General features: G+C 51.3%; 23 protein-coding genes and 1 tRNA gene. 14 read left to right on the top strand and 10 right to left on the bottom strand.

Features of this window, described 5'->3' with window-relative positions:
- Positions 1 to 13: 13 nt before the first annotated feature.
- The 7 genes from murA to mlaF all read right to left on the bottom strand — a co-directional run bounded on the left by murA (position 14) and on the right by mlaF (position 4,814).
- Positions 14 to 1,273: a UDP-N-acetylglucosamine 1-carboxyvinyltransferase gene (gene murA / locus AC3ISQ_RS02615; RefSeq protein ID WP_489350429.1), complete on the bottom strand. Its 1,260-nt coding sequence runs from the start codon at positions 1,271 to 1,273 to the stop codon at positions 14 to 16.
- A gap of 54 nt (positions 1,274 to 1,327) precedes the next feature.
- Entirely contained in the window at positions 1,328 to 1,582 is a 255-nt protein-coding gene (ibaG, locus tag AC3ISQ_RS02610) for a BolA family iron metabolism protein IbaG (RefSeq protein WP_489350428.1), read from the bottom strand.
- Between the two features lie 140 nt (positions 1,583 to 1,722).
- Positions 1,723 to 2,025, bottom strand: coding sequence for a lipid asymmetry maintenance protein MlaB (mlaB, locus tag AC3ISQ_RS02605; protein ID WP_489350427.1), 303 nt, complete (start codon positions 2,023 to 2,025; stop codon positions 1,723 to 1,725).
- Complete coding sequence (gene mlaC, locus AC3ISQ_RS02600) at positions 2,025 to 2,654, bottom strand: phospholipid-binding protein MlaC (RefSeq protein ID WP_489350426.1); 630 nt, start codon at positions 2,652 to 2,654, stop codon at positions 2,025 to 2,027. Before mlaC ends, mlaB begins: the two co-directional genes overlap by 1 nt.
- A 13-nt stretch (positions 2,655 to 2,667) precedes the next feature.
- The gene (mlaD, locus tag AC3ISQ_RS02595; RefSeq protein WP_489350425.1) at positions 2,668 to 3,213 is read right to left on the bottom strand and encodes an outer membrane lipid asymmetry maintenance protein MlaD; all 546 of its coding nucleotides are present in this window, start codon (positions 3,211 to 3,213) and stop codon (positions 2,668 to 2,670) included.
- A gap of 4 nt (positions 3,214 to 3,217) precedes the next feature.
- Positions 3,218 to 4,000, bottom strand: a complete 783-nt coding sequence (mlaE, locus tag AC3ISQ_RS02590; protein ID WP_489350424.1) for a lipid asymmetry maintenance ABC transporter permease subunit MlaE — start codon at positions 3,998 to 4,000, stop codon at positions 3,218 to 3,220.
- A 10-nt stretch (positions 4,001 to 4,010) separates the two neighbouring features.
- The gene (gene mlaF, locus AC3ISQ_RS02585) at positions 4,011 to 4,814 is read right to left on the bottom strand and encodes a phospholipid ABC transporter ATP-binding protein MlaF (RefSeq protein ID WP_489350423.1); all 804 of its coding nucleotides are present in this window, start codon (positions 4,812 to 4,814) and stop codon (positions 4,011 to 4,013) included.
- A 280-nt stretch (positions 4,815 to 5,094) separates the two neighbouring features.
- Here mlaF and AC3ISQ_RS02580 point away from each other — a divergent pair, with 280 nt between their 5' ends.
- From AC3ISQ_RS02580 to npr, 11 genes are all read left to right on the top strand, one after another.
- Positions 5,095 to 6,072 carry a calcium/sodium antiporter gene (locus tag AC3ISQ_RS02580; protein WP_489350422.1) on the top strand — a complete coding sequence of 326 codons (978 nt, stop codon included), beginning with the start codon at positions 5,095 to 5,097 and terminating at the stop codon, positions 6,070 to 6,072.
- A gap of 11 nt (positions 6,073 to 6,083) precedes the next feature.
- Positions 6,084 to 7,070: an arabinose-5-phosphate isomerase KdsD gene (gene kdsD / locus AC3ISQ_RS02575; RefSeq protein WP_489350421.1), complete on the top strand. Its 987-nt coding sequence runs from the start codon at positions 6,084 to 6,086 to the stop codon at positions 7,068 to 7,070.
- A 17-nt stretch (positions 7,071 to 7,087) separates the two neighbouring features.
- The gene (gene kdsC / locus AC3ISQ_RS02570) at positions 7,088 to 7,642 is read left to right on the top strand and encodes a 3-deoxy-manno-octulosonate-8-phosphatase KdsC (RefSeq protein WP_489350420.1); all 555 of its coding nucleotides are present in this window, start codon (positions 7,088 to 7,090) and stop codon (positions 7,640 to 7,642) included.
- On the top strand, positions 7,639 to 8,217 hold the full coding sequence (gene lptC / locus AC3ISQ_RS02565; RefSeq protein WP_489350419.1) for an LPS export ABC transporter periplasmic protein LptC: 579 nt from the start codon (positions 7,639 to 7,641) through the stop codon (positions 8,215 to 8,217). The genes kdsC and lptC overlap by 4 nt, the downstream gene beginning before the upstream one ends.
- Positions 8,186 to 8,725 carry a lipopolysaccharide ABC transporter substrate-binding protein LptA gene (gene lptA / locus AC3ISQ_RS02560; protein ID WP_489350418.1) on the top strand — a complete coding sequence of 180 codons (540 nt, stop codon included), beginning with the start codon at positions 8,186 to 8,188 and terminating at the stop codon, positions 8,723 to 8,725. The genes lptC and lptA overlap by 32 nt, the downstream gene beginning before the upstream one ends.
- 6 nt (positions 8,726 to 8,731) lie before the next feature.
- Complete coding sequence (lptB, locus tag AC3ISQ_RS02555) at positions 8,732 to 9,457, top strand: LPS export ABC transporter ATP-binding protein (protein WP_489350417.1); 726 nt, start codon at positions 8,732 to 8,734, stop codon at positions 9,455 to 9,457.
- Between the two features lie 62 nt (positions 9,458 to 9,519).
- A complete protein-coding gene (gene rpoN / locus AC3ISQ_RS02550) occupies positions 9,520 to 10,953 on the top strand; it encodes an RNA polymerase factor sigma-54 (protein ID WP_489350416.1) in 1,434 nt (477 codons plus the stop codon).
- Positions 10,954 to 10,976: 23 nt separating this feature from the next.
- Positions 10,977 to 11,264, top strand: coding sequence for a ribosome hibernation promoting factor (hpf, locus tag AC3ISQ_RS02545; RefSeq protein WP_489350415.1), 288 nt, complete (start codon positions 10,977 to 10,979; stop codon positions 11,262 to 11,264).
- Positions 11,265 to 11,423: 159 nt separating this feature from the next.
- Positions 11,424 to 11,885, top strand: coding sequence for a PTS IIA-like nitrogen regulatory protein PtsN (ptsN, locus tag AC3ISQ_RS02540; RefSeq protein WP_489350414.1), 462 nt, complete (start codon positions 11,424 to 11,426; stop codon positions 11,883 to 11,885).
- A gap of 121 nt (positions 11,886 to 12,006) precedes the next feature.
- Entirely contained in the window at positions 12,007 to 12,861 is an 855-nt protein-coding gene (gene rapZ / locus AC3ISQ_RS02535) for an RNase adapter RapZ (RefSeq protein WP_489350413.1), read from the top strand.
- The gene (gene npr, locus AC3ISQ_RS02530) at positions 12,858 to 13,130 is read left to right on the top strand and encodes a PTS phosphocarrier protein NPr (protein ID WP_489350412.1); all 273 of its coding nucleotides are present in this window, start codon (positions 12,858 to 12,860) and stop codon (positions 13,128 to 13,130) included. The genes rapZ and npr overlap by 4 nt, the downstream gene beginning before the upstream one ends.
- Positions 13,131 to 13,306: 176 nt before the next feature.
- Here npr and AC3ISQ_RS02525 read toward each other — a convergent pair.
- Positions 13,307 to 13,391, bottom strand: a tRNA-Leu gene (locus AC3ISQ_RS02525).
- 404 nt (positions 13,392 to 13,795) lie between these two features.
- On the opposite strand from AC3ISQ_RS02525, the gene AC3ISQ_RS02520 reads away from it, so the two are divergent.
- Genes AC3ISQ_RS02520 through AC3ISQ_RS02510 form a run of 3 tightly spaced genes read left to right on the top strand, consistent with a single transcriptional unit; the run spans position 13,796 to position 16,944 of the window.
- Complete coding sequence (locus AC3ISQ_RS02520; RefSeq protein ID WP_489350411.1) at positions 13,796 to 14,563, top strand: DeoR/GlpR family DNA-binding transcription regulator; 768 nt, start codon at positions 13,796 to 13,798, stop codon at positions 14,561 to 14,563.
- 27 nt (positions 14,564 to 14,590) lie between these two features.
- Positions 14,591 to 15,556 carry a D-erythronate dehydrogenase gene (gene denD / locus AC3ISQ_RS02515; RefSeq protein WP_489350410.1) on the top strand — a complete coding sequence of 322 codons (966 nt, stop codon included), beginning with the start codon at positions 14,591 to 14,593 and terminating at the stop codon, positions 15,554 to 15,556.
- A gap of 2 nt (positions 15,557 to 15,558) precedes the next feature.
- Entirely contained in the window at positions 15,559 to 16,944 is a 1,386-nt protein-coding gene (locus tag AC3ISQ_RS02510) for a GntP family permease (protein ID WP_489350409.1), read from the top strand.
- Positions 16,945 to 17,018: 74 nt separating this feature from the next.
- Here the strand turns inward: AC3ISQ_RS02510 and lptG are convergent, their stop codons facing one another.
- Positions 17,019 to 18,089, bottom strand: coding sequence for an LPS export ABC transporter permease LptG (lptG, locus tag AC3ISQ_RS02505; protein ID WP_489350408.1), 1,071 nt, complete (start codon positions 18,087 to 18,089; stop codon positions 17,019 to 17,021).
- The gene (gene lptF / locus AC3ISQ_RS02500) at positions 18,089 to 19,183 is read right to left on the bottom strand and encodes an LPS export ABC transporter permease LptF (RefSeq protein WP_489350407.1); all 1,095 of its coding nucleotides are present in this window, start codon (positions 19,181 to 19,183) and stop codon (positions 18,089 to 18,091) included. The genes lptG and lptF overlap by 1 nt, the downstream gene beginning before the upstream one ends.
- Positions 19,184 to 19,468: the final 285 nt, after the last annotated feature.

The raw sequence follows: 19,468 nt of genomic DNA, 5'->3' as shown, positions 1-19,468 counted from the left end.
GTTAGCGTCTTACTTACTCGCCTTCCACACGTTCGATCTTCGCACCCAACGCATTCAGCTTGTCTTCGATACGCTCGTAGCCACGGTCAATATGATAGATACGATCGACAGTTGTCACACCTTCTGCGATACAACCCGCCAATACCAAGCTAGCTGAAGCACGCAGGTCAGTCGCCATCACCTGAGCACCTGAGAGTTTCTCAACACCGTGACAAATCACAGTATTGCTTTCGATCTCCGCATGAGCGCCCATACGGATCAGTTCAGGTACGTGCATAAAGCGGTTTTCAAAGATGGTCTCGGTGATCACACCAGTACCTTCTGCCACCAAGTTCAACAGGCTGAACTGAGCTTGCATGTCAGTTGGGAAGCCTGGGTGCGGCGCGGTGCGCACGGTCACGGCTTTCGGTCGTTTGCCATGCATATCTAGGCTGATCCAGTCTTCGCCAACTTCAATGTCAGCCCCCGCATCACGCAGTTTAGCCAACACGGCATCCAAGGTATCAGGACGAGCATTACGGCACAGAATTTTACCGCCAGATACCGCTGCCGCCACCAAGAAGGTCCCGGTTTCGATACGATCAGGCACGACGCGATAAACACCGCCACCCAAGCGCTCAACGCCTTCGATGGTGATTTTATCCGTACCCGCACCACTAATTTTCGCACCCAGCGTATTCAGGAAATTGGCAGTATCAACAATCTCTGGCTCGCGAGCGGCGTTTTCAATAATAGTAGTACCGGTTGCCAACGTCGCTGCACTCATGATGGTAACAGTAGCGCCAACGCTGACCTTATCCATCACGATGTGAGCACCTTTCAGACGACCATCAACCGAAGCCTTGACGTAACCTTCTTCCAATTTGATCTCAGCGCCCAGTTGCTCCAAACCGGTAATATGTAGATCCACCGGACGTGCACCGATAGCGCAACCACCCGGCAGAGAAACCTGACCACGGCCAAAGCGAGCGACCAACGGACCCAGCGCCCAGATTGAAGCACGCATGGTTTTCACCAAATCGTAAGGCGCACAAAACTCGTTCACGCCGCTAGCGTCAACAAACACCGAACCGTTACGTTCGATTTTGGTGCCCAACTGATTGAGTAGCTTAATGGTGGTGTCGATATCTTTCAGCTTAGGGACGTTTTGCAGCTCGACCGGTTCCTCCGCCAGCAAAGCGGCAAACAAGATTGGCAAGGCGGCATTTTTAGCCCCTGAAATAGAAACCTCACCACTCAGGCGAGTTGGACCCTGCACACGAAATTTATCCATTTGACGACTCTCTGTTATCTCATCTGAAGCTGCCCGCCCACAGGGCAAACAGCCTTAAAGCCCGTTGAGCTTACGATCTCGCTTCCACTCTTCAGGAGTAAATGCCTTGATCGATAAAGCATGAATGCGGTTGTCGGCGATATATTCCATCAGCGGAGCATAGACCGTTTGTTGCTTCTTCACTCGGCTCATGGTGGCGAACAATTCGCTCACGACGATCACCTGAAAATGGCTACCATCACCGGTGATATGAGCTTCATCCAGTGCCAATGCTTTCATCAGCACGTCTTTAATTTCGTTATTTTCCATAGTATCCAGTTCTGCAGCCAAAGGATCATAAACAGCCTGACATCTTAGAGGAATACGGCGCTTTCTTAAACTAAGAAAAAGCCCCTGAATGATCAGGGGCTTTCAAACCAATGGCTGGCGAAGAACGCCAAGCTATGGCGCTAAGCGTCAGTATCAACAGGTATTATTGATTGCAGATTGTAAAGTGTAATCAATGTTTTCAGCCGATCGGTCATGCCAGATATTTTCAATTCACTACCGCGCTGACGCTGTTCTTCGCACAAATGCAATAACAACGCCAAACCGGATGAGTCCACACGCTGCAACTGCGCCACATCAATTACGGTTTTATCCGCCAGTACGGTGGCGCGTTGTTGCCACAGTGGCAGCAAGGTTTCCCGCTCCAGCTCACCACGTAAAATCAAGGTGTGCTGCTGTGATGTCCAGCTCAGTGCGTCACTCATCAGTTTTTCTGATCCAGTGTGATCGGTTGTTTAGCCGCAGCCTGCAATTGCTGCGTCAAACCCTCGATACCTTTGGTGCGCAGAGTCGATGCCCACTCGTTTTGTTTGGTGGTGATCATGCTGACGCCCTCGGCAATCATGTCATACGCCTGCCAGTAGCCAGTCTTGCTGTTTTTACGCCATTGGAAATCTAAACGTACTGGTGGACGACCATTTTTGTCGAGGATGGTTACGCGAATCGCTACAATAGTGGCATCACCTAACGGTTGCTCAGGATCGATCTGGTAGGTCTGTCCGTGATACAGAGCCAATGCCTGCCCGTAAGCCTGCTCTAGATAGGACTGGAACGCTGCAAAGTAGGCTTCACGCTGCGCTGGCGTCGTATCTTTGTAATACCTCCCCAACACCAATGCACCGGCATATTTCACTTGGACATAAGGCATCAGCTCTTCATGCACGATATTGCGTAGGTAATTAGGATCCGCTTTGATTTTAGGCTGTTCAGTTGTCAGACGTGTGAAAGTCTTGTCGGCCGCTTCTTTCATCATGCTGTACGGGTTGGTTTGATCCGCAGCACTTGCTAACGGAGCAACCACCAGCAGAGCAACCATCAGTAAACGTTTAAACATTGGGCTTCCTCTCTTAATGATTTGTCGCAGGGTGTGGTTCCGTATCGGCGGCTGGCATTGTCGCCGCATCTGCCGACTTATCCGTGCTATCCCCACCACTTTTGTACAAGAACTGGCCGATCAGATCTTCCAGAACCATGGCTGATTTAGTGTCCTGAATGGTGCCACCGTCTTTCAGAATAGCCGTCCCCATATCAGGATCCTCAAAACCGACGTTCAACGCCAAGAATTGCTCCCCCAACAAACCAGAGGTACGGATAGCCAACGAACTGGTATCCGGGATCTGGTTGTATTTATCTTCAATATCCAGCGCCACACGCGGGGAGTAGGTTTTTGGATCGAGGGTAATGTTAGCGACGCGGCCAATCACCACACCACCAATTTTCACTGGTGAACGTGTTTTCAGCCCACCGATGTTATCGAAAGTGGCATAAATACGATAAGTCGGCTCATTGCCGATCGACTTCACATTCGCCACTTGTAAACAGATAAACACGATGGCGCACAATGCGATCAGCATAAATGCCCCAACCCAGATTTCACTTTTCTTCGTTTGCATTGAATCAATTCCCAAACATCAGTGCTGTCAGCACGAAATCTAACCCCAACACCGCCAGTGACGAATGCACCACAGTACGCGTCGTCGCCCGACTAATCCCTTCAGAAGTCGGTATGGCATCATAGCCGTTAAAAATAGCTATCCAAGTCACGGTAATCGCAAAGACCACGCCCTTAAGCACGCAATTGAGGACGTCTTGTCGCCACTCGACTGCGCCCTGCATCGCTGACCAGAAGAAACCACTGTCGATACCTTTCCAATCAACGCCCACTATCGAGCCGCCCCAAATCCCAACGGCAACGAAGATAATGGTCAGCAACGGCATACTGATCAAGCCCGCCCAAAAACGCGGTGCTACGATGCGACGTAGCGGATCAATCGCCATCATTTCCAAACTGGAGATCTGTTCCGTGGCTTTCATCAGCCCGATTTCCGCCGTTAACGCTGAGCCAGCTCGCCCGGCAAACAGCAATGCCGTGACTACAGGCCCCAACTCTCGCAGTAGAGAAAGCGCCACCATCATGCCCAAGCTAGCTTCAGCACTGTAAGTGGTGAGTACTAGGTAACCCTGTAATCCCAACACCATGCCGATAAACAGACCAGAAACCATGATAATCAGCAACGACTGTACGCCGACGCTGTACAACTGTTTGATCAACAACGGCCACTGTTTGCGTGGCTCTGGTCGCCCGACCAATGCGTTGAACAACATCAACCCGGCTCGCCCGAAGGAAGCACTGGTATTGATGCCGCGGCGTCCTAACGACGCTAACGCCTGTAATAACATGGAAACTCCTCTACCCTAATAACTCGGTCCGATAATCACTGGCCGGATAACGGAACGGTACAGGCCCATCGGCAATACCATCCAGGAACTGGCGCACGCGTGCATCAGGATTGTTCTGTAATTGCTGCGGCGTCCCTTCGGCAATCACATGGTGATCGGCAACGATATAAGCGTAGTCGGCGATGCTCAGCACCTCCGGTACGTCGTGCGAAACCACCACGCAGGTAATGCCTAACGCGTGGTTCAACTCGCCGATCAGTTTAACCAATACCCCCATGGTGATCGGGTCCTGCCCGACGAAAGGTTCATCGAACATCACCATCTCAGGATCCAAAGCGATAGCACGTGCGAGAGCTGCACGTCGTGCCATACCACCGGATAATTCATTCGGCATCAAGTCAGCCGCACCACGTAACCCAACAGCTTCCAGCTTCATCATGACCGTACTACGCAAAATAGGTTCTGGTAGACGGCTATGCTCGCGCAAAGGATAGGCCACGTTCTCAAACACGGTCAGATCGGTAAATAACGCTCCCGACTGAAACAACATGCTCATTTTCTTACGCGCGTTATACAGTTGGCTACGTGATAGCGCAGGGATGTTATCACCATCAAACCAAATTTCACCGCTGTCTGGTGCTAACTGGCCACCTATCAGACGCAGCAACGTGGTTTTGCCAATTCCTGAAGGCCCCATAATAGCGGTCACTTTACCCCGAGGAACTGTCAGATTGATGTCTTCAAATATCAATCGATCGCCGCGCGTGAAAGTCATGTCGCGCACTTCGACCAGATTATCTGTCTGCTGTTGCATGTTGATAATTCCTTTACCGGCCATTTCAGCCCAAACTGCCCGGCATTTTAAAGCATTGGTCGTATGGTGTCCGGTTTTTACAAAAACTTACCTGCATTTTAGGAGCAATAGCCTCACATGTTTTACTTTTGCTGCTCACACGGTCAAAATTGGTCACATAACGCAAAAGAATGAAACTGTTCAAATCGTAGCGAGTCTTAATAGGTTAGCAAGCTGCTGACGACGTTGAATTGAAACTGATAACCAACGACCCGGGATAATACCCAACAAAGGACCCTGCATGTTTCTCGCCATAGTATTGTTAATCGTTGGTTTGTTTTTACTGGTTTATGGTGCTGACCGCTTAGTTTACGGTGCTGCGGTCATTTCCCGTTCACTCGGTGTACCGCCGTTAATCATCGGGATAACCATCGTGGGTATTGGCACTTCGTTGCCAGAGCTTATCGTCTCCACTACCGCAGCGCTGAACGGGCAGATAGATATGGCCGTGGGTAATGTGTTGGGCTCTAACATTACCAACATTTTGCTGATCCTCGGCGTAGCGGCTCTGCTTCACCCGTTATCCGCCCGTTCGGCGGTCCTGCGCCGTGAATTGCCGCTGATGTTGGGTGTCACCGTTTTGTGTGGCTTCTTACTGATGGATAACCATCTCAGCCGATTAGATGGTGTGATCCTGCTGACTACCGCGGCAGGTTTTATCTTGTTAATGCTGAAGATCGCCCGTTTGGCGCAGCGTGAAGGTAGCGATAGCCTGACGATGGAGCAATTAGCCGAGTTGCCGCAAGACAGCAGCAATACCGTGGCCATCCTGTGGCTAGTGCTGGCATTTATTATTCTGCCGCTGTCTTCCAAAATGATTATCGACAACGCTACAGTGATCGCCCACTACTTTGGCATGAGTGAATTGGTGGTCGGTTTGACCATTATCGCCATCGGCACCAGCCTGCCAGAACTGGCGACCACCATCGCCGGGGCACTAAAAGGCGAAGATGATATGGCGATAGGTAATATCATCGGCTCGAATATTTTTAACACCGTGATTGTGTTAGGCGCTCCTGCCCTGCTGTCACCAGGCAGCGTCGATCCCGCCGCCTTCCAGCGTGATTACTGGGTGATGTTAGCGGTCAGCATTGTGCTTAGTGCCTTGTGCATCGGTCGCAAACATCGTATCGGTCATCTGGCAGGGGCTCTGTTATTATGTGGCTTTATTGCGTATCTTGCGGTGCTGTTTTTTAATCCTTTCAGTACATTCGGCTAATGGGAAAGATTATGTCCAACATTCGATTGCAGCCTGATTTTGATTTCCAACAGGCAGGCATTGAAGTGCTTGAGATTGAACGTGAAGGCTTGGCCCAACTCGATCAGTACATCAATGCAGATTTCACTCGCGCTTGCGAAATGATCGCCGCCTGTTGTGGCAAAGTGGTCGTCATGGGCATGGGTAAGTCCGGTCACATTGGTTGCAAGATTGCAGCAACGCTTGCCAGCACCGGCACACCCTCGTTCTTTGTTCACCCTGCAGAAGCCAGCCATGGCGATCTCGGTATGGTTAGCCCACAAGACATCGTGTTGGCCATTTCCAACTCAGGTGAATCCAACGAAATTCTGGCGTTGATCCCGGTATTGAAACGCCAACAGGTACCCATGATCTGCATGACCAACAACCCAGATAGCACTATGGGCAAGGCCAGCGAGGTTCACCTGTGCATTAAAGTCCCACAGGAAGCTTGCCCACTCGGTTTGGCACCGACCACCAGCACCACAGCAACGTTGGTCATGGGCGATGCATTGGCCGTCGCACTGCTAAAAGCGCGTGGCTTCACGCCTGAAGATTTCGCCATGTCACATCCCGGCGGCGCTTTGGGACGCAGATTACTGCTACACGTCAGCGACATCATGCACAGTGGAGACGATATCCCACAGGTCAGTGCCGATGCCACACTGCGTGACGCATTGCTGGAAATCACCCGTAAAAATCTCGGTATGACAGTGATTTGCGACGATTTGAAAAAAATCGCCGGTATCTTTACCGATGGTGACTTACGTCGTGTGTTCGACATGGGGATCGACCTCAACAACGCAAAAATCGTCGATGTCATGACTCACGGCGGTCTACGCGTGCGCCCTAATACGTTGGCGGTGGATGCTTTAAACCTGATGCAACAACGCCATATCACCGCGTTGCTGGTTGCCGATGGCGACCAATTGCTGGGTGTGGTACATATGCATGATATGTTACGCGCCGGCGTCGTCTGATTAAGGAATAAAACTGCATGAGTATGGTTGAAACCTGCTACGGGCCGGTAGAACAAGATGTGCTGGCACGTGCCGGGAAAATCCGCCTGCTGATTTGTGATGTCGATGGCGTACTGTCAGACGGCCTAGTGTTTATGGGCAACAATGGCGAAGAACTGAAAGCGTTCAACGTGCGCGACGGTTACGGCATCCGCTGCCTGAAAACCTCCGATATCGAAGTGGCAATCATCACCGGTCGTTCAGCAAAACTGCTGGAAGACCGGGCGAAAACGCTGGATATTACACATCTTTACCAAGGTCAATCCGATAAGCTTTTGGCCTTCCGTGAACTGTTGGATAAACTGTCACTCAACGCCGATCAAGTTGCCTACATTGGTGATGATCTGATCGACTGGCCGGTCATGGCGCAAGTCGGGTTGGCTGTCGCGGTGGCCGATGCTCACCCGTTACTGATCCCACGCGCCCACTACGTCACACGTATTGCCGGCGGTCGTGGCGCAGTACGTGAATTATGCGACTTGATTCTTTTGGCGCAGAACAAGCTGGAGGACGCCAAAGGGCTGTCAATATGAGCAAAACCAGACTCTGGATCACTATCCTGTTGGCGTTGATCGCCCTATCGCTGATTGGCTGGAACATGACGGACTTTGACGATAAAGCCGCACCAGCACCGGTCAACAACCAAGATCCGACTTATCAAAGCCAGCACACGACCACCATCGTGTACAATCCAGCCGGTAAATTGAGTTACAAGCTGGTAGCTGAAGATGTGAAGTATTACACCAACGACGAACTGAGCTGGTTCACTCAGCCAGTAATGACATTATTTAATGAAGAAGCCGTGGCAACCTGGTCAGTGCGCGCCGATCGCGCCAAACTGACTAAGGATCGGATGCTGTACTTGTACGGTCACGTCGAGGTCAACAGCCTGACCACGACTTCACAGTTGGAAAAAATTAAAACCGATAACGCTCAGGTAAATCTGATTACTCAGGACGTGGCCTCCGATGATGAAGTCACCCTGTACGGTACCAACTTTACCTCTAATGGCATGAAAATGCGTGGGAATTTGCGGTCAAAAACCGCTGAGCTGATTGATAAGGTCAAGACCAATTATGAAATTCAGAACACAAAAACAACTCCGTAATCTATTGATCGCCAGCACGGTTTTGGCCCTCAGCAGTCCCGCTTGGGCGCTGAAATCAGACTCCGACCAGCCAGTCACCATTGACTCGCTGAAACAGGCGTTGGATATGCAAAGCAACGTCAGTACCTTTACTGACAACGTGGTGATCAAACAAGGCACCATCGAAATCAAAGCGGATAAAGTGGTCGTCACTCGTCCGGGTGGAGATCAGAGTAAGACCTATATCGAAGCCTTCGGCAATCCGGTAACGTTTTACCAGATGCAGGACAATGGCAAACCCGTAAAAGGCCACGCATCTAAAGTTCGTTACGACGTGACACCTCAGTTGGTGACACTAACCGGTAACGCCTATCTGGAACAGCTCGACAGCAACGTGAAAGGCGATCGCATCACCTATTTGGTGCAGCAACAACAGATGCAAGCGTTCAGCGACAAAGGTAGCCGCGTAAAAACGGTGCTGGTGCCATCACAGTTGCAAGACAAAAACGGGCAAAAGAAGAGTAACTAATCCCTTATGGCTACACTTATCGCAGAAAACTTGGCGAAAGCCTACAAAGGCCGTACGGTCGTTGCCGATGTCAGCCTGAAAGTGAAATCCGGCGAGATCGTTGGCCTTCTTGGGCCAAACGGTGCAGGTAAAACCACCACTTTCTACATGGTGGTCGGTATCGTACAGCGTGATGCAGGACGCATCGTGATCGACGAAGAAGACATCAGCATTTTGCCACTGCACGCTCGTGCGCGCCGTGGTATCGGCTATCTGCCGCAGGAAGCCTCGATCTTCCGCCGTCTGAGCGTCTACGACAACCTGATGGCTGTTTTGCAAATCCGTGACGATCTCACCAATGAACAGCGTGATGACCGTGCCGTTGAGCTGATGGAAGAGTTCCACATCAGCCATCTGCGCAATAACCTCGGTCAATCATTGTCTGGTGGTGAACGCCGCCGTGTCGAGATCGCTCGTGCTCTGGCTGCCAACCCGAAATTCATCCTGCTAGATGAACCTTTCGCCGGGGTTGACCCGATCTCCGTTATCGATATCAAGAAAATCATCGAACACCTACGTGACAGCGGCCTTGGTGTGCTGATCACCGACCATAACGTGCGCGAAACACTGGACGTTTGTGAACGTGCTTATATTGTCAGTCAAGGCCATTTGATCGCCCACGGCGCACCAGATGTGATTCTGGCCGATGAACAGGTCAAGCGTGTTTATCTGGGCGAAGAGTTCCGCCTGTAGTGCCATAAAGGTAGTGCCACGCGGGTTAATCACCCGCGACGGTTAACGGAAGTAGCTGATTTATGAAGCAAGGTTTGCAACTCCGTCTGAGCCAACAACTGGCAATGACCCCTCAACTTCAGCAGGCGATCCGCCTGTTGCAGTTGTCTACGCTTGAGCTCCAGCAGGAGATTCAACTCGCGTTAGAAAGCAACCCGCTGCTTGAGCAAACCGACCCACACGAAGAAATCGACGCCAAAGCCAGTAACGATACAGAGGATCTGGATACCCGCGAGGCGCTGGAACAACCGGACATGCCAGAAGAGCTGCCATTGGACGCCACTTGGGATGAAATCTATACCGCAGGCACACCATCCGGTACCGGTACCGATTACCACGATGATGAACTCCCCGTCTATCAGGGCGAAACCACTCAAACGCTACAGGATTACCTGATGTGGCAGGTGGATCTGACGCCATTTTCCGAGACCGATACCGCTATCGCCACTTCCATCGTCGACGCCGTGGATGACACCGGCTACCTCACCGTCTCACTGGAAGAAATTCTAGAGAGTATCGGTGACGAAAATGTGACTATCGACGAAGTAGAAGCGGTATTGAAGCGGGTACAGCATTTCGATCCTATCGGCGTCGCCGCACGCGATCTGCGCGATTGTTTGTTAGTTCAGCTTTCTCAGTACGCCAAAGACACTCCGTATCTGGCCGAAGCGCGGCTGATCATTAGCGATCATCTGGATCTGCTGGCAAATCACGATTTCCGTAGCCTGATGCGAACAACCCGGCTAAAAGAAGATACACTGAAAGAAGCGATGCTGTTGATCCAGTCGCTCGATCCGCGCCCTGGCCAGTCGATCAATACCGGTGAGTCCGAGTATGTGATCCCAGACGTACTGGTGCACAAGGTGCAGGACAAATGGATGGTCGAGCTGAATGCTGACAGTATCCCGCGCCTGAAGATCAACCAGCAGTATGCCGCACTGGGTAACAGCGCACGTAGTGAAGCTGATGGGCAGTTTATTCGTAGCAATTTGCAGGAAGCGAAGTGGCTGATCAAAAGTCTGGAAAGCCGTAACGATACCTTGCTCAAAGTGACCCGCTGTATTGTCGATCAGCAGCAGATGTTCTTTGAACAGGGGGAAGAATTTATGAAGCCCATGGTGTTGGCGGATATCGCCCAAACCGTGGAGATGCATGAATCGACTATCTCGCGCGTTACAACGCAAAAGTTTTTGCACAGTCCGCGCGGGATTTTCGAGTTGAAATATTTCTTCTCCAGCCATGTGAATACCGACAGCGGTGGCGAAGCCTCCTCGACGGCGATCAGGGCATTGGTGAAGAAATTAATCGCGGCGGAAAACCCCGCCAAACCGCTTAGTGACAGCAAGCTGGCGAACGTTCTCTCCGAACAAGGGATTATTGTCGCACGGCGAACTGTCGCCAAGTACCGAGAGTCTTTGTCCATCCCGCCGTCGAACCAACGTAAACAGTTGGTTTGACCTCTACTGAGAAGGAAGACATTATGCAGCTCAACATTACCGGACAGCACATCGAAATCACCGATTCATTGCGTGAGTTTGTGAACAATAAGTTCGCCAAACTCGAACATTATTTTGATCGCATTAATCAGGTGTATGTCGTATTAAGTGTGGAAAAAGTGCAGCAGATTGCCGAAGCAACGCTGCACGTGAATGGAGGCGAGTTGCACGCCACCTCGGAAAAAGAAGATATGTATGCCGCAATTGACACCCTGATCGACAAACTGGCGCGTCAATTGAACAAACATAAAGACAAATTAAAACAACACTGACATTCTGGGTCGCATCTGTACGCAACCCAGACGTAGCCCAAAAGCTACACGGCAGCATTGGCGCGTTATCCGTAAGGTAGCGCGCCGAACCGTTACCAGGGCAAAAAATGAAAACTCCTTTATCGTGCCGTTTGATAAAAGAGCTCAAGTGAAGATGAGATGAACAACGAACTAATGCAGTTAAGCTCGGTATTGACTATCGAGTGCACCAAAAGCGACGTCCATTGCACCAGTAAAAAACGGGCATTGGAGATTATCAGCGAGTTGGCTGCCAAGCAGTTGAATCTGCCACCACAGGTGGTGTTTGACGCCATTCTAACTCGGGAGCGCATGGGCAGTACTGGCATAGGTAACGGTATCGCTATTCCTCACGGTAAGTTGGAAGAGGATACTCTGCGCGCCGTAGGCGTATTTATTCGCCTCGAACAGCCGATCGCTTTTGATGCCATCGACAATCAACCCGTTGATTTGTTGTTTGCTTTACTGGTTCCGGCCGACCAATGTAAAACCCATTTGCATACTCTGTCGCTGGTTGCCAAGTGCCTGGCTGACAAAACCGTCTGTCGTCGCCTGCGTGCCGCGCAGAGCGACGAAGAGCTTTACCAGATTATTACCGAGTAATGCCCGGCGGGCGATTCTAGTTGTACTAGCGCGATAGATGGCTCCCGATGCGACTCGGTCGGGGGAATAACGTTTCCAACAATGGCAATGAACGCCATTGCGATCTTAGGGGAGTGACCACATGGTGCTGATGATTGTCAGCGGCCGTTCAGGTTCAGGGAAATCCGTCGCCTTGCGGGCGTTGGAAGATATGGGTTTTTACTGCGTTGATAACCTACCCGTGGTACTGCTGCCGCAGCTTGCCCAAGCGCTGGCTGAACGCAACGGTTCCGCCGCAGTCAGTATTGACGTGCGTAACATGCCTGAATCTCCGGAAGTGTTTGAACAGGCCATGACGCAACTGCCAGACAGCTTCTCGCCGCAATTGCTGTTCCTCGACGCCGATCGCAACACTCTGATCCGTCGTTACAGCGATACTCGCCGTCTACATCCGCTTTCCAACAAAAATCTGTCGCTGGAAAGTGCCATCGATGAAGAAAGCGATCTGCTGGAACCGCTGCGTTCACGTGCCGATTTGATTATCGACACGTCAGAAATGTCGGTTCATGAACTGGCTGAAATGCTCCGTACCCGCTTACTGGGCAAACGTGAGCGTGAACTGACGATGGTGTTCGAATCCTTCGGCTTTAAACACGGTATCCCGATCGACGCCGACTACGTATTCGATGTCCGTTTCCTACCAAACCCGCACTGGGATCCCAAACTGCGTCCGATGACCGGTTTGGATAAACCAGTTGCCTCGTTCCTCGATCGTCATACCGAAGTGCATAATTTTATCTACCAGACCCGTAGCTATCTGGAACAGTGGTTGCCAATGCTGGAAACCAACAACCGTAGCTACCTGACGGTGGCCATCGGCTGTACCGGCGGTAAACACCGTTCGGTGTATGTGGCAGAACAGTTGGCCGACTACTTCCGCGCTCGCGGCAAGAACGTACAGTCGCGCCACCGCACGTTGGAAAAGCGCAAACAATGACGGTCAAACAAACGGTAGAAATCAAAAATAAGCTGGGTATGCATGCCCGCCCAGCGATGAAACTGTTCGAACTGGTGCAGAGTTTTGATGCTGAGGTGTTGCTACGTAACGATAGCGGCACCGAGGCCGAAGCCAGCAGCGTGATCGCGCTGTTAATGCTGGATTCTGCACAAGGTCGCCAAATTGAAGTCGAAGCCACCGGCCCTGAAGAAGAGAAGGCATTGGCAGCGGTGATTGAACTGTTTAATTCTGGTTTTGATGAGGATTAACGATTTATTTATCAAGTTACTAGGGGCTGTTGATCTTTTGAGATGAGCTTTTGATGCACGGTTGTAGATTGCATTAGGCTAATTTGTTTTGACTGAAAAAACGAGGAAAGCCCTACGGGGCTGAATTTCAGGTACAAAAAAAGCCGCTCTAGGCGACTTGATTTGCTTACTACAAATGGTGCCGGAGGCCGGACTCGAACCGGCAAGTCTTTCGACGGTTGATTTTGAATCAACTGCGTCTACCAATTTCGCCACTCCGGCACTGATGTAGTATTCGGAAAACACGCGCATTATACCTGTCAGCGATCAACGCGCAACACTTATCATAGCTTCAATGAGTTAAGTGCTGAAAAAAACGCCGAAGCTCACAAAATTTCGCCATCACCGCCACCGCCCTTCTGTGGGTGATTTATCACCGTTCACAAAACCTGTCACCCATCACATTAATTTTCACAGAATCCTGTGCATTTTACAGTCAATCAAAAATCCAGTTAATTCAAATAAAATCAACAAAATAAAAACAGATTAACCCTACAAGCCACCATTCCCATCTGTGACACCTGTCGCTTATTTGTTAAATAAAATCGATAAAAATACACATAGATAACAAAAAATAACAACATAGGTGTCTGAGCAACAATTAACACCTGCCAATAGGAGAACGCATGATCCCCTCCGAACGTCGCGATTTTATTTACCGCTATGTACATGAGTACCAGTTGATGACCATCACCGCGCTGGCGGAGTTGATGAGCGTGTCGCACATGACGGTGCGGCGTGATATTCGCGTGTTGGAAGAACAAGGCAAAGTGGTCAGCGTCAGCGGTGGTGTGCGTTTGAGCGATGCTCTGCGGCAAGAGTTGGGCTACAACGAAAAAGCACAGCTACATCACCGGCATAAACGCGAAATCGGCAAATTCGCGGCCTCGTTGGTGGAAGACGGACAAGTGGTGTATCTGGACGCCGGAACCACCACTTTTGAAATCGCGCGCCATCTGGCGGAACGCTTCAACCTGACCATCGTCACCAACGATTTTTCCATCACCCAGTATTTGATGAACCGACCCCAGCTCAGCCTGTTTCATACCGGAGGACAGGTCGATCAACGCAATTACTCCTGCATCGGCAATAGCGCAGCGTTGCTGCTGCGCACTTTGAACATAGATATCGCCTTCGTCAGCACCAGTTCGTGGGATCTGGCACACGGCGTATCGACGCCACACGAAGGCAAAGTATTAGTTAAACAAGCTTTATTGGAGATCGCCCGGCGGCGAGTGTTGGTCTCCGATAGCAGTAAATATGGCAAGTACGGCATGTTCCAAGTCTGCCCACTCAGCGCCTTTGATGACGTGGTGTGCGATGCCGAATTACCACCAGCAATACAACAACAATTGCAGGAGACCGATTTACGTCTGCATACCGTCACCCTCTGAAAATACCGACTATAAGGGAATACAAAAATGAACATCATTATCACTGGCGGCGCAGGCTTTCTCGGCCAGCGCTTGGCAGCGGCTTTGCTGCAAAACAACACTAAACTTCCGTTCGAACAACTGATTCTGGCGGATATCCAAACGCCACCAGCCCCGAATAACGATCCACGCGTGCGTTGTGTCGCGATGGATCTCACCCAGCCACAGGCCGCCGATAAACTTATCGATGCCAACTGTGGCGTGCTGTTCCATCTGGCCGCTATCGTCAGCAGCCACGCCGAAAGCGATTTCGATCTGGGGATGAAGGTTAACTTCGACGCCACGCGTCAGTTGCTGGAAACCGCTCGCCGCAAAGCGCCTGAGATGAAGTTTATCTTTACCAGTTCGTTGGCAGTATTTGGCGGCAAACTACCACCGGTCATCGACGATAGTTGTGCAGTCACGCCGCAATCCTCCTACGGTTGCCAAAAAGCGATGGGCGAACTGTTGGTCAACGACTATGCACGCAAAGGTTTTGTCGATGGTCGTGTGCTGCGTCTGCCTACTATCAGCGTGCGTCCCGGTAAGCCAAACAAGGCCGCTTCGTCGTTTGCCAGCGGCATTATCCGCGAGCCGCTACACGGCGAAACCTCCGTCTGCCCGGTATCTCCTTCGTTGGCGTTGTGGCTATCCAGCCCTGCCACAGTAATCCGTAACTTTATCCATGCCGCAACCCTGCCCAGCGATGCCTTTGGCCCACTGCGCACGCTAAATTTACCGGGTATTAGCGTCACCGTAGCGCAAATGCTGGATGCTCTGCGCGAAGTTGCGGGTGAACAAGCCTATCAATGCGTCAGTTTTGAGCATGACGAAGCGATCAGCCGCATCGTCGCCAGTTGGCCGGGTAACTTCGACGTGCGTCGCGCATTAGAAATGGGCTTCACCGCCGACAGCAATTTCCAGCAGGTGATCCGCGCCTTTATCCGTGACGATATGCCGCAGAGTGGGAGCTGATTATGTCGCTGTATATTCCGATTATCGGGTTGGTAGTCGCCGTATTCACTTTGATTTTCCTCGTGATGCGTACCCGCGTTCATGCGTTGATCGCCATGCTGATTGCTGCATCGATCGCCGGGATCACCGGAGGATTAACCGCCGTCGATACCGTCTCTGCCATCAGTAAAGGCTTTGGCTCTACGCTGGGCAGCATCGGTATCGTGATTGGCTTAGGCGTAATGATGGGGCGGGTGCTGGAAGTCTCCGGTGCAGCGGAACAGATTGCCTACAGCTTTATCAAATGGTTAGGAAAAAAGCGCGAAGAATGGGCGCTGGCGATCACCGGCTATATCGTCAGCATTCCGATCTTCGTCGATTCCGCCTTTGTGATCCTTTATCCGTTGGTGAAAGCGCTGGCGAAGAAAGGTAAACGCAACGTGTTGACGCTCGGCGTCTCGCTGGCTGGCGGATTGATCCTCACTCACCACGCGGTGCCACCAACACCGGGACCACTGGGTGTTGCCGGGATCTTTGGCGTCGATATCGGTGCCATGATGATGGCAGGTCTAGTATTAGCAATCCCTTGCGTGATTGGCATCGTTTTCTATGCCCGTTGGTTAGGCAAGAAGTACCCGGATTTCCAACCAGAAGGATTTGATGACGAGCCAGAAGATCTGCAAGCCGCACACCAGCGTTATATGGAGGAGAAAGCCGGTAAATCGTTGCCAAGTTTAGGACTTTCACTACTGCCGATCGTCACGCCCATCGTGCTGATTTTTATCAACGCGGTTAACGGTATGCTCACCAAGCTGGAAGGGATGGAAAACCTGCCCACTAGCCTGTGGGGACAAGCGTTCGCCTTCCTCGGTTCACCGATTATTGCTTTAGCCATCAGCGTGTTGCTGGCGGTATACACGCTAATGCCGAAAGTGGATAAACACACCACGCTGGAACGAATGGAGGAGGGTCTGCAAAGCGCGGGTATCATCTTGTTGGTCACCGGTGCCGGGGGTGCATTGGGCGCGGTACTGCGTGAAAGCGGTACCGGTACACTGCTGGCGCAACAGGTCGCAGGGCTGCCTTTGGCTCCCGTGCTGATCCCGTTCATTATCTCGACGTTGGTACGTCTGGTACAGGGTTCAGGAACAGTGGCAATGATCACTGCGGCGTCGATTTCCGCGCCGATTATCAGCCAACTGCCGGGTATCAATATGTTAGCGGCGGCACAGGCAGCCACCATGGGCGCGCTGTTCTTTAGCTACTTCAACGACAGCATGTTCTGGGTGGTTAACCGCATGATGGGCATTAAAGATGTACGTCAACAGATGCTGGTGTGGTCGGTGCCGACCACCATCGCTTGGGCTATCAGTCTGGTGGGTATTTTGATTCTGGATTGGATGCTGTAATCCACGCATAAAAAGGCGCTGACCGAGATAACCGGCAGCGCCTTTTTCTATTCTTCTGTTTATTTTCTTCTGCGTTATTTCCGCTTCAGCAGCAAATACAAGCTAATCAGCAGGAACAGCATACTTGGCAGCAGCGCACCGATGATTGGCGGCATACTGTAAACCAGACTCAACGGGCCGAAGATCTGATCCATCACGTAGAACAGGAAGCCGAAGCTAATCCCCGTCACCACTCGAACCCCCATGGGTACGCTACGCAACGGACCGAAGATGAACGACAACGCCATCAACATCATTACCGCTACTGAAAGTGGCGAGAAGATTTTACTCCACATGTTCAGTTGGTAACGGCTGGCCTCTTGACCGCTCTGTTTCAGGTATTTCACATAGTTATGTAACCCACTGATGGAGAGCGAGTCCGGGTCCAATACCACCACACCCAGCTTGTCTGGCGTCAGGTTGGTTTTCCACACGCCGGTCAACGTTTGAGTGCCGGTGACCTGTTTCGGATTGGTCAGGTCGGAGGTATCCACCTGCGAAAGCTGCCATGCACCGTTGTCAAAATTAGCCGATGCGGCATAACGCACGCTTTCCAAACGACGTTGATCGTTGAAGTGGTAGATGTTAACGCCAGCCAGCTCTTTTTCACCCGCCACTCGTTCAATGTAGATGAAATCAGTGCCGTCTTTTGCCCACAAACCGCCTTTGGTAGACAATAATGAGCCGCCGTACATCTGCTGTGCCCGGTAATTACGTGCCATTTGCTCACCCTGTGGGGCGACCCATTCGCCAATCGCCATGGTCAACAGCACCAGTGGGATCGCGGTTTTCATCACCGCACCAGCGATCTGCAAACGAGTAAAACCAGAAGCCTGCATCACCACTAATTCACTGCGAGTAGCCAGTTGCCCCAGCCCCAGCAATGCCCCAAGCAGTGCCGCCATCGGGAAGAAAATCTCGATATCTTTCGGCACGCTGAGCAGTGTATACATCCCCGCACCTAGCGCCGAGTAATCGCCCTGCCCAACTTTACGCAACTGATCGACAAACTTGATGATGCCGGAAAGCGACACCAGCATGAACAAGGTCATCATGATGGTGTTGAAAATGGTTTTACCGATATAACGGTCTAATACACCAAACATCAGGCAGCTCCTCTCAGGCGCGCACGTAGCTTACGCATCGGCACGGTATCCCACATATTGAGCGCTAGCGCGATGGCGAAATACACCCCGTTGACCAGCCATAACCACAGCATCGGATCCAGCTTGCCTTTACCTGCGTTGGAACGCAGCGAAGTCTGCAACAGGAAGAAAATCAGGTAGAGCAGCACCGCAGGCAACATGCTGAGTACTCGCCCTTGCCGTGGGTTCACCACGCTAAGCGGCACCACCAGCAATGCCATAATGACTACCGAGACCACCAGCGTTAGTCTCCAGTGGAGTTCGGCGCGAGCGTCAGCTTCGTCAGACTGCCACAGTGCCTTCATCGACATCTGCTCAGACTCGGTATCACTGAGAGCTGCCGCACGGTACCCGACGATCGCTTGATAGTCGTTAAAATCTGTCACGCGGAAATCACGCAGCAACGCCGTACCTTCAAAGCGAGTGCCTTTATCCAAAGTCACAACCTGCGAGCCATCTGCCGATTGATTAATCTTACCGTGTTCCGCCACTACCACCGACGGACGTTGATTGCCACTTGGCCGTAATTGCGCCAAGAACACATCATTGAAGGTATTGCCTTTTATTCCGCCGACAAACAACACCGCGTTGCCATCTTGCGAGCTTTGGAATTGCCCCTCCGCCAGCCCGGCAATACTCGGGTTAGCTTTAGCTTCGGCGATCACCTCATCCTGATGGCTAGAAGCCCAGGGGCCAATCCAAAACACGTTGGCCGCTGCCACGAGAGAGGTGAAGAAAGCCAACACCATCGCAGCAATAATCAAGGTGCGTTTGCCCAAACCGCAGGCATGCATGACGGTGATTTCACTTTCGGTATACAACCGTCCAAGCGTCATCAACAAGCCAAGAAACAGGCTCAAAGGCAGTATTAGCTGCGCCATCTTCGGCACACCTAATGCAAGTAAGGATAAAACTAAGTTTGTCGGGATATTGCCATCGACCGCATCACCTAACACCCTGACTAAATTCTGACAAAAAAAGATCAGCAGCAAGATGAATAGGATCGCGATTTGGCTTTTAAGTGTTTCCCGTACCAGATATCTAATGATGATCACGCTTATTACGCCTGTGAAAACTTGTCTTTTTGCAGGAAAATCGATAGTTTCTTCGCTAATCCGCCATTTTTTCTCATCATATGGCAACCTCGCAGCTAAAATAGCATTACAGCATCTAGCGTTTAGGTGCCCTATAGGAACAAACCTATAGTCGCCAAAACAGAACAATTACGCCGGTCAGGTTAACATAGTTAGTTAACCCAATGGCGGGAGAACGTTACGGAGTGGATCATTCTATACTCAAAATCATTCGAGTTGCATCAAGGCGGCAACGCAGCGAACCCC

The sequence above is a fragment of the Serratia sp. KH_031 genome (genome assembly GCF_057839655.1).
Note: the sequence above shows the minus strand (reverse complement) of the source record. Positions and strands in the feature narration are given on the sequence as shown.

What these genes read in the sequence shown, in the direction of transcription:
- rapZ (WP_489350413.1), top strand. Translation starts at nt 12,007, where the DNA reads ATGGTGCTGATGATTGTCAGCGGCCGTTCAGGTTCAGGGAAATCCGTC.
- mlaC (WP_489350426.1), bottom strand. Translation starts at nt 2,654, where the DNA reads ATGTTTAAACGTTTACTGATGGTTGCTCTGCTGGTGGTTGCTCCGTTA.
- ptsN (WP_489350414.1), top strand. Translation starts at nt 11,424, where the DNA reads ATGAACAACGAACTAATGCAGTTAAGCTCGGTATTGACTATCGAGTGC.
- ibaG (WP_489350428.1), bottom strand. Translation starts at nt 1,582, where the DNA reads ATGGAAAATAACGAAATTAAAGACGTGCTGATGAAAGCATTGGCACTG.
- lptG (WP_489350408.1), bottom strand. Translation starts at nt 18,089, where the DNA reads ATGTTTGGTGTATTAGACCGTTATATCGGTAAAACCATTTTCAACACC.
- AC3ISQ_RS02580 (WP_489350422.1), top strand. Translation starts at nt 5,095, where the DNA reads ATGTTTCTCGCCATAGTATTGTTAATCGTTGGTTTGTTTTTACTGGTT.
- npr (WP_489350412.1), top strand. Translation starts at nt 12,858, where the DNA reads ATGACGGTCAAACAAACGGTAGAAATCAAAAATAAGCTGGGTATGCAT.
- murA (WP_489350429.1), bottom strand. Translation starts at nt 1,273, where the DNA reads ATGGATAAATTTCGTGTGCAGGGTCCAACTCGCCTGAGTGGTGAGGTT.
- denD (WP_489350410.1), top strand. Translation starts at nt 14,591, where the DNA reads ATGAACATCATTATCACTGGCGGCGCAGGCTTTCTCGGCCAGCGCTTG.
- mlaF (WP_489350423.1), bottom strand. Translation starts at nt 4,814, where the DNA reads ATGCAACAGCAGACAGATAATCTGGTCGAAGTGCGCGACATGACTTTC.
- AC3ISQ_RS02520 (WP_489350411.1), top strand. Translation starts at nt 13,796, where the DNA reads ATGATCCCCTCCGAACGTCGCGATTTTATTTACCGCTATGTACATGAG.
- hpf (WP_489350415.1), top strand. Translation starts at nt 10,977, where the DNA reads ATGCAGCTCAACATTACCGGACAGCACATCGAAATCACCGATTCATTG.
- mlaB (WP_489350427.1), bottom strand. Translation starts at nt 2,025, where the DNA reads ATGAGTGACGCACTGAGCTGGACATCACAGCAGCACACCTTGATTTTA.
- lptC (WP_489350419.1), top strand. Translation starts at nt 7,639, where the DNA reads ATGAGCAAAACCAGACTCTGGATCACTATCCTGTTGGCGTTGATCGCC.
- mlaD (WP_489350425.1), bottom strand. Translation starts at nt 3,213, where the DNA reads ATGCAAACGAAGAAAAGTGAAATCTGGGTTGGGGCATTTATGCTGATC.
- kdsC (WP_489350420.1), top strand. Translation starts at nt 7,088, where the DNA reads ATGAGTATGGTTGAAACCTGCTACGGGCCGGTAGAACAAGATGTGCTG.
- lptA (WP_489350418.1), top strand. Translation starts at nt 8,186, where the DNA reads ATGAAATTCAGAACACAAAAACAACTCCGTAATCTATTGATCGCCAGC.
- kdsD (WP_489350421.1), top strand. Translation starts at nt 6,084, where the DNA reads ATGTCCAACATTCGATTGCAGCCTGATTTTGATTTCCAACAGGCAGGC.
- rpoN (WP_489350416.1), top strand. Translation starts at nt 9,520, where the DNA reads ATGAAGCAAGGTTTGCAACTCCGTCTGAGCCAACAACTGGCAATGACC.
- lptB (WP_489350417.1), top strand. Translation starts at nt 8,732, where the DNA reads ATGGCTACACTTATCGCAGAAAACTTGGCGAAAGCCTACAAAGGCCGT.
- AC3ISQ_RS02510 (WP_489350409.1), top strand. Translation starts at nt 15,559, where the DNA reads ATGTCGCTGTATATTCCGATTATCGGGTTGGTAGTCGCCGTATTCACT.
- mlaE (WP_489350424.1), bottom strand. Translation starts at nt 4,000, where the DNA reads ATGTTATTACAGGCGTTAGCGTCGTTAGGACGCCGCGGCATCAATACC.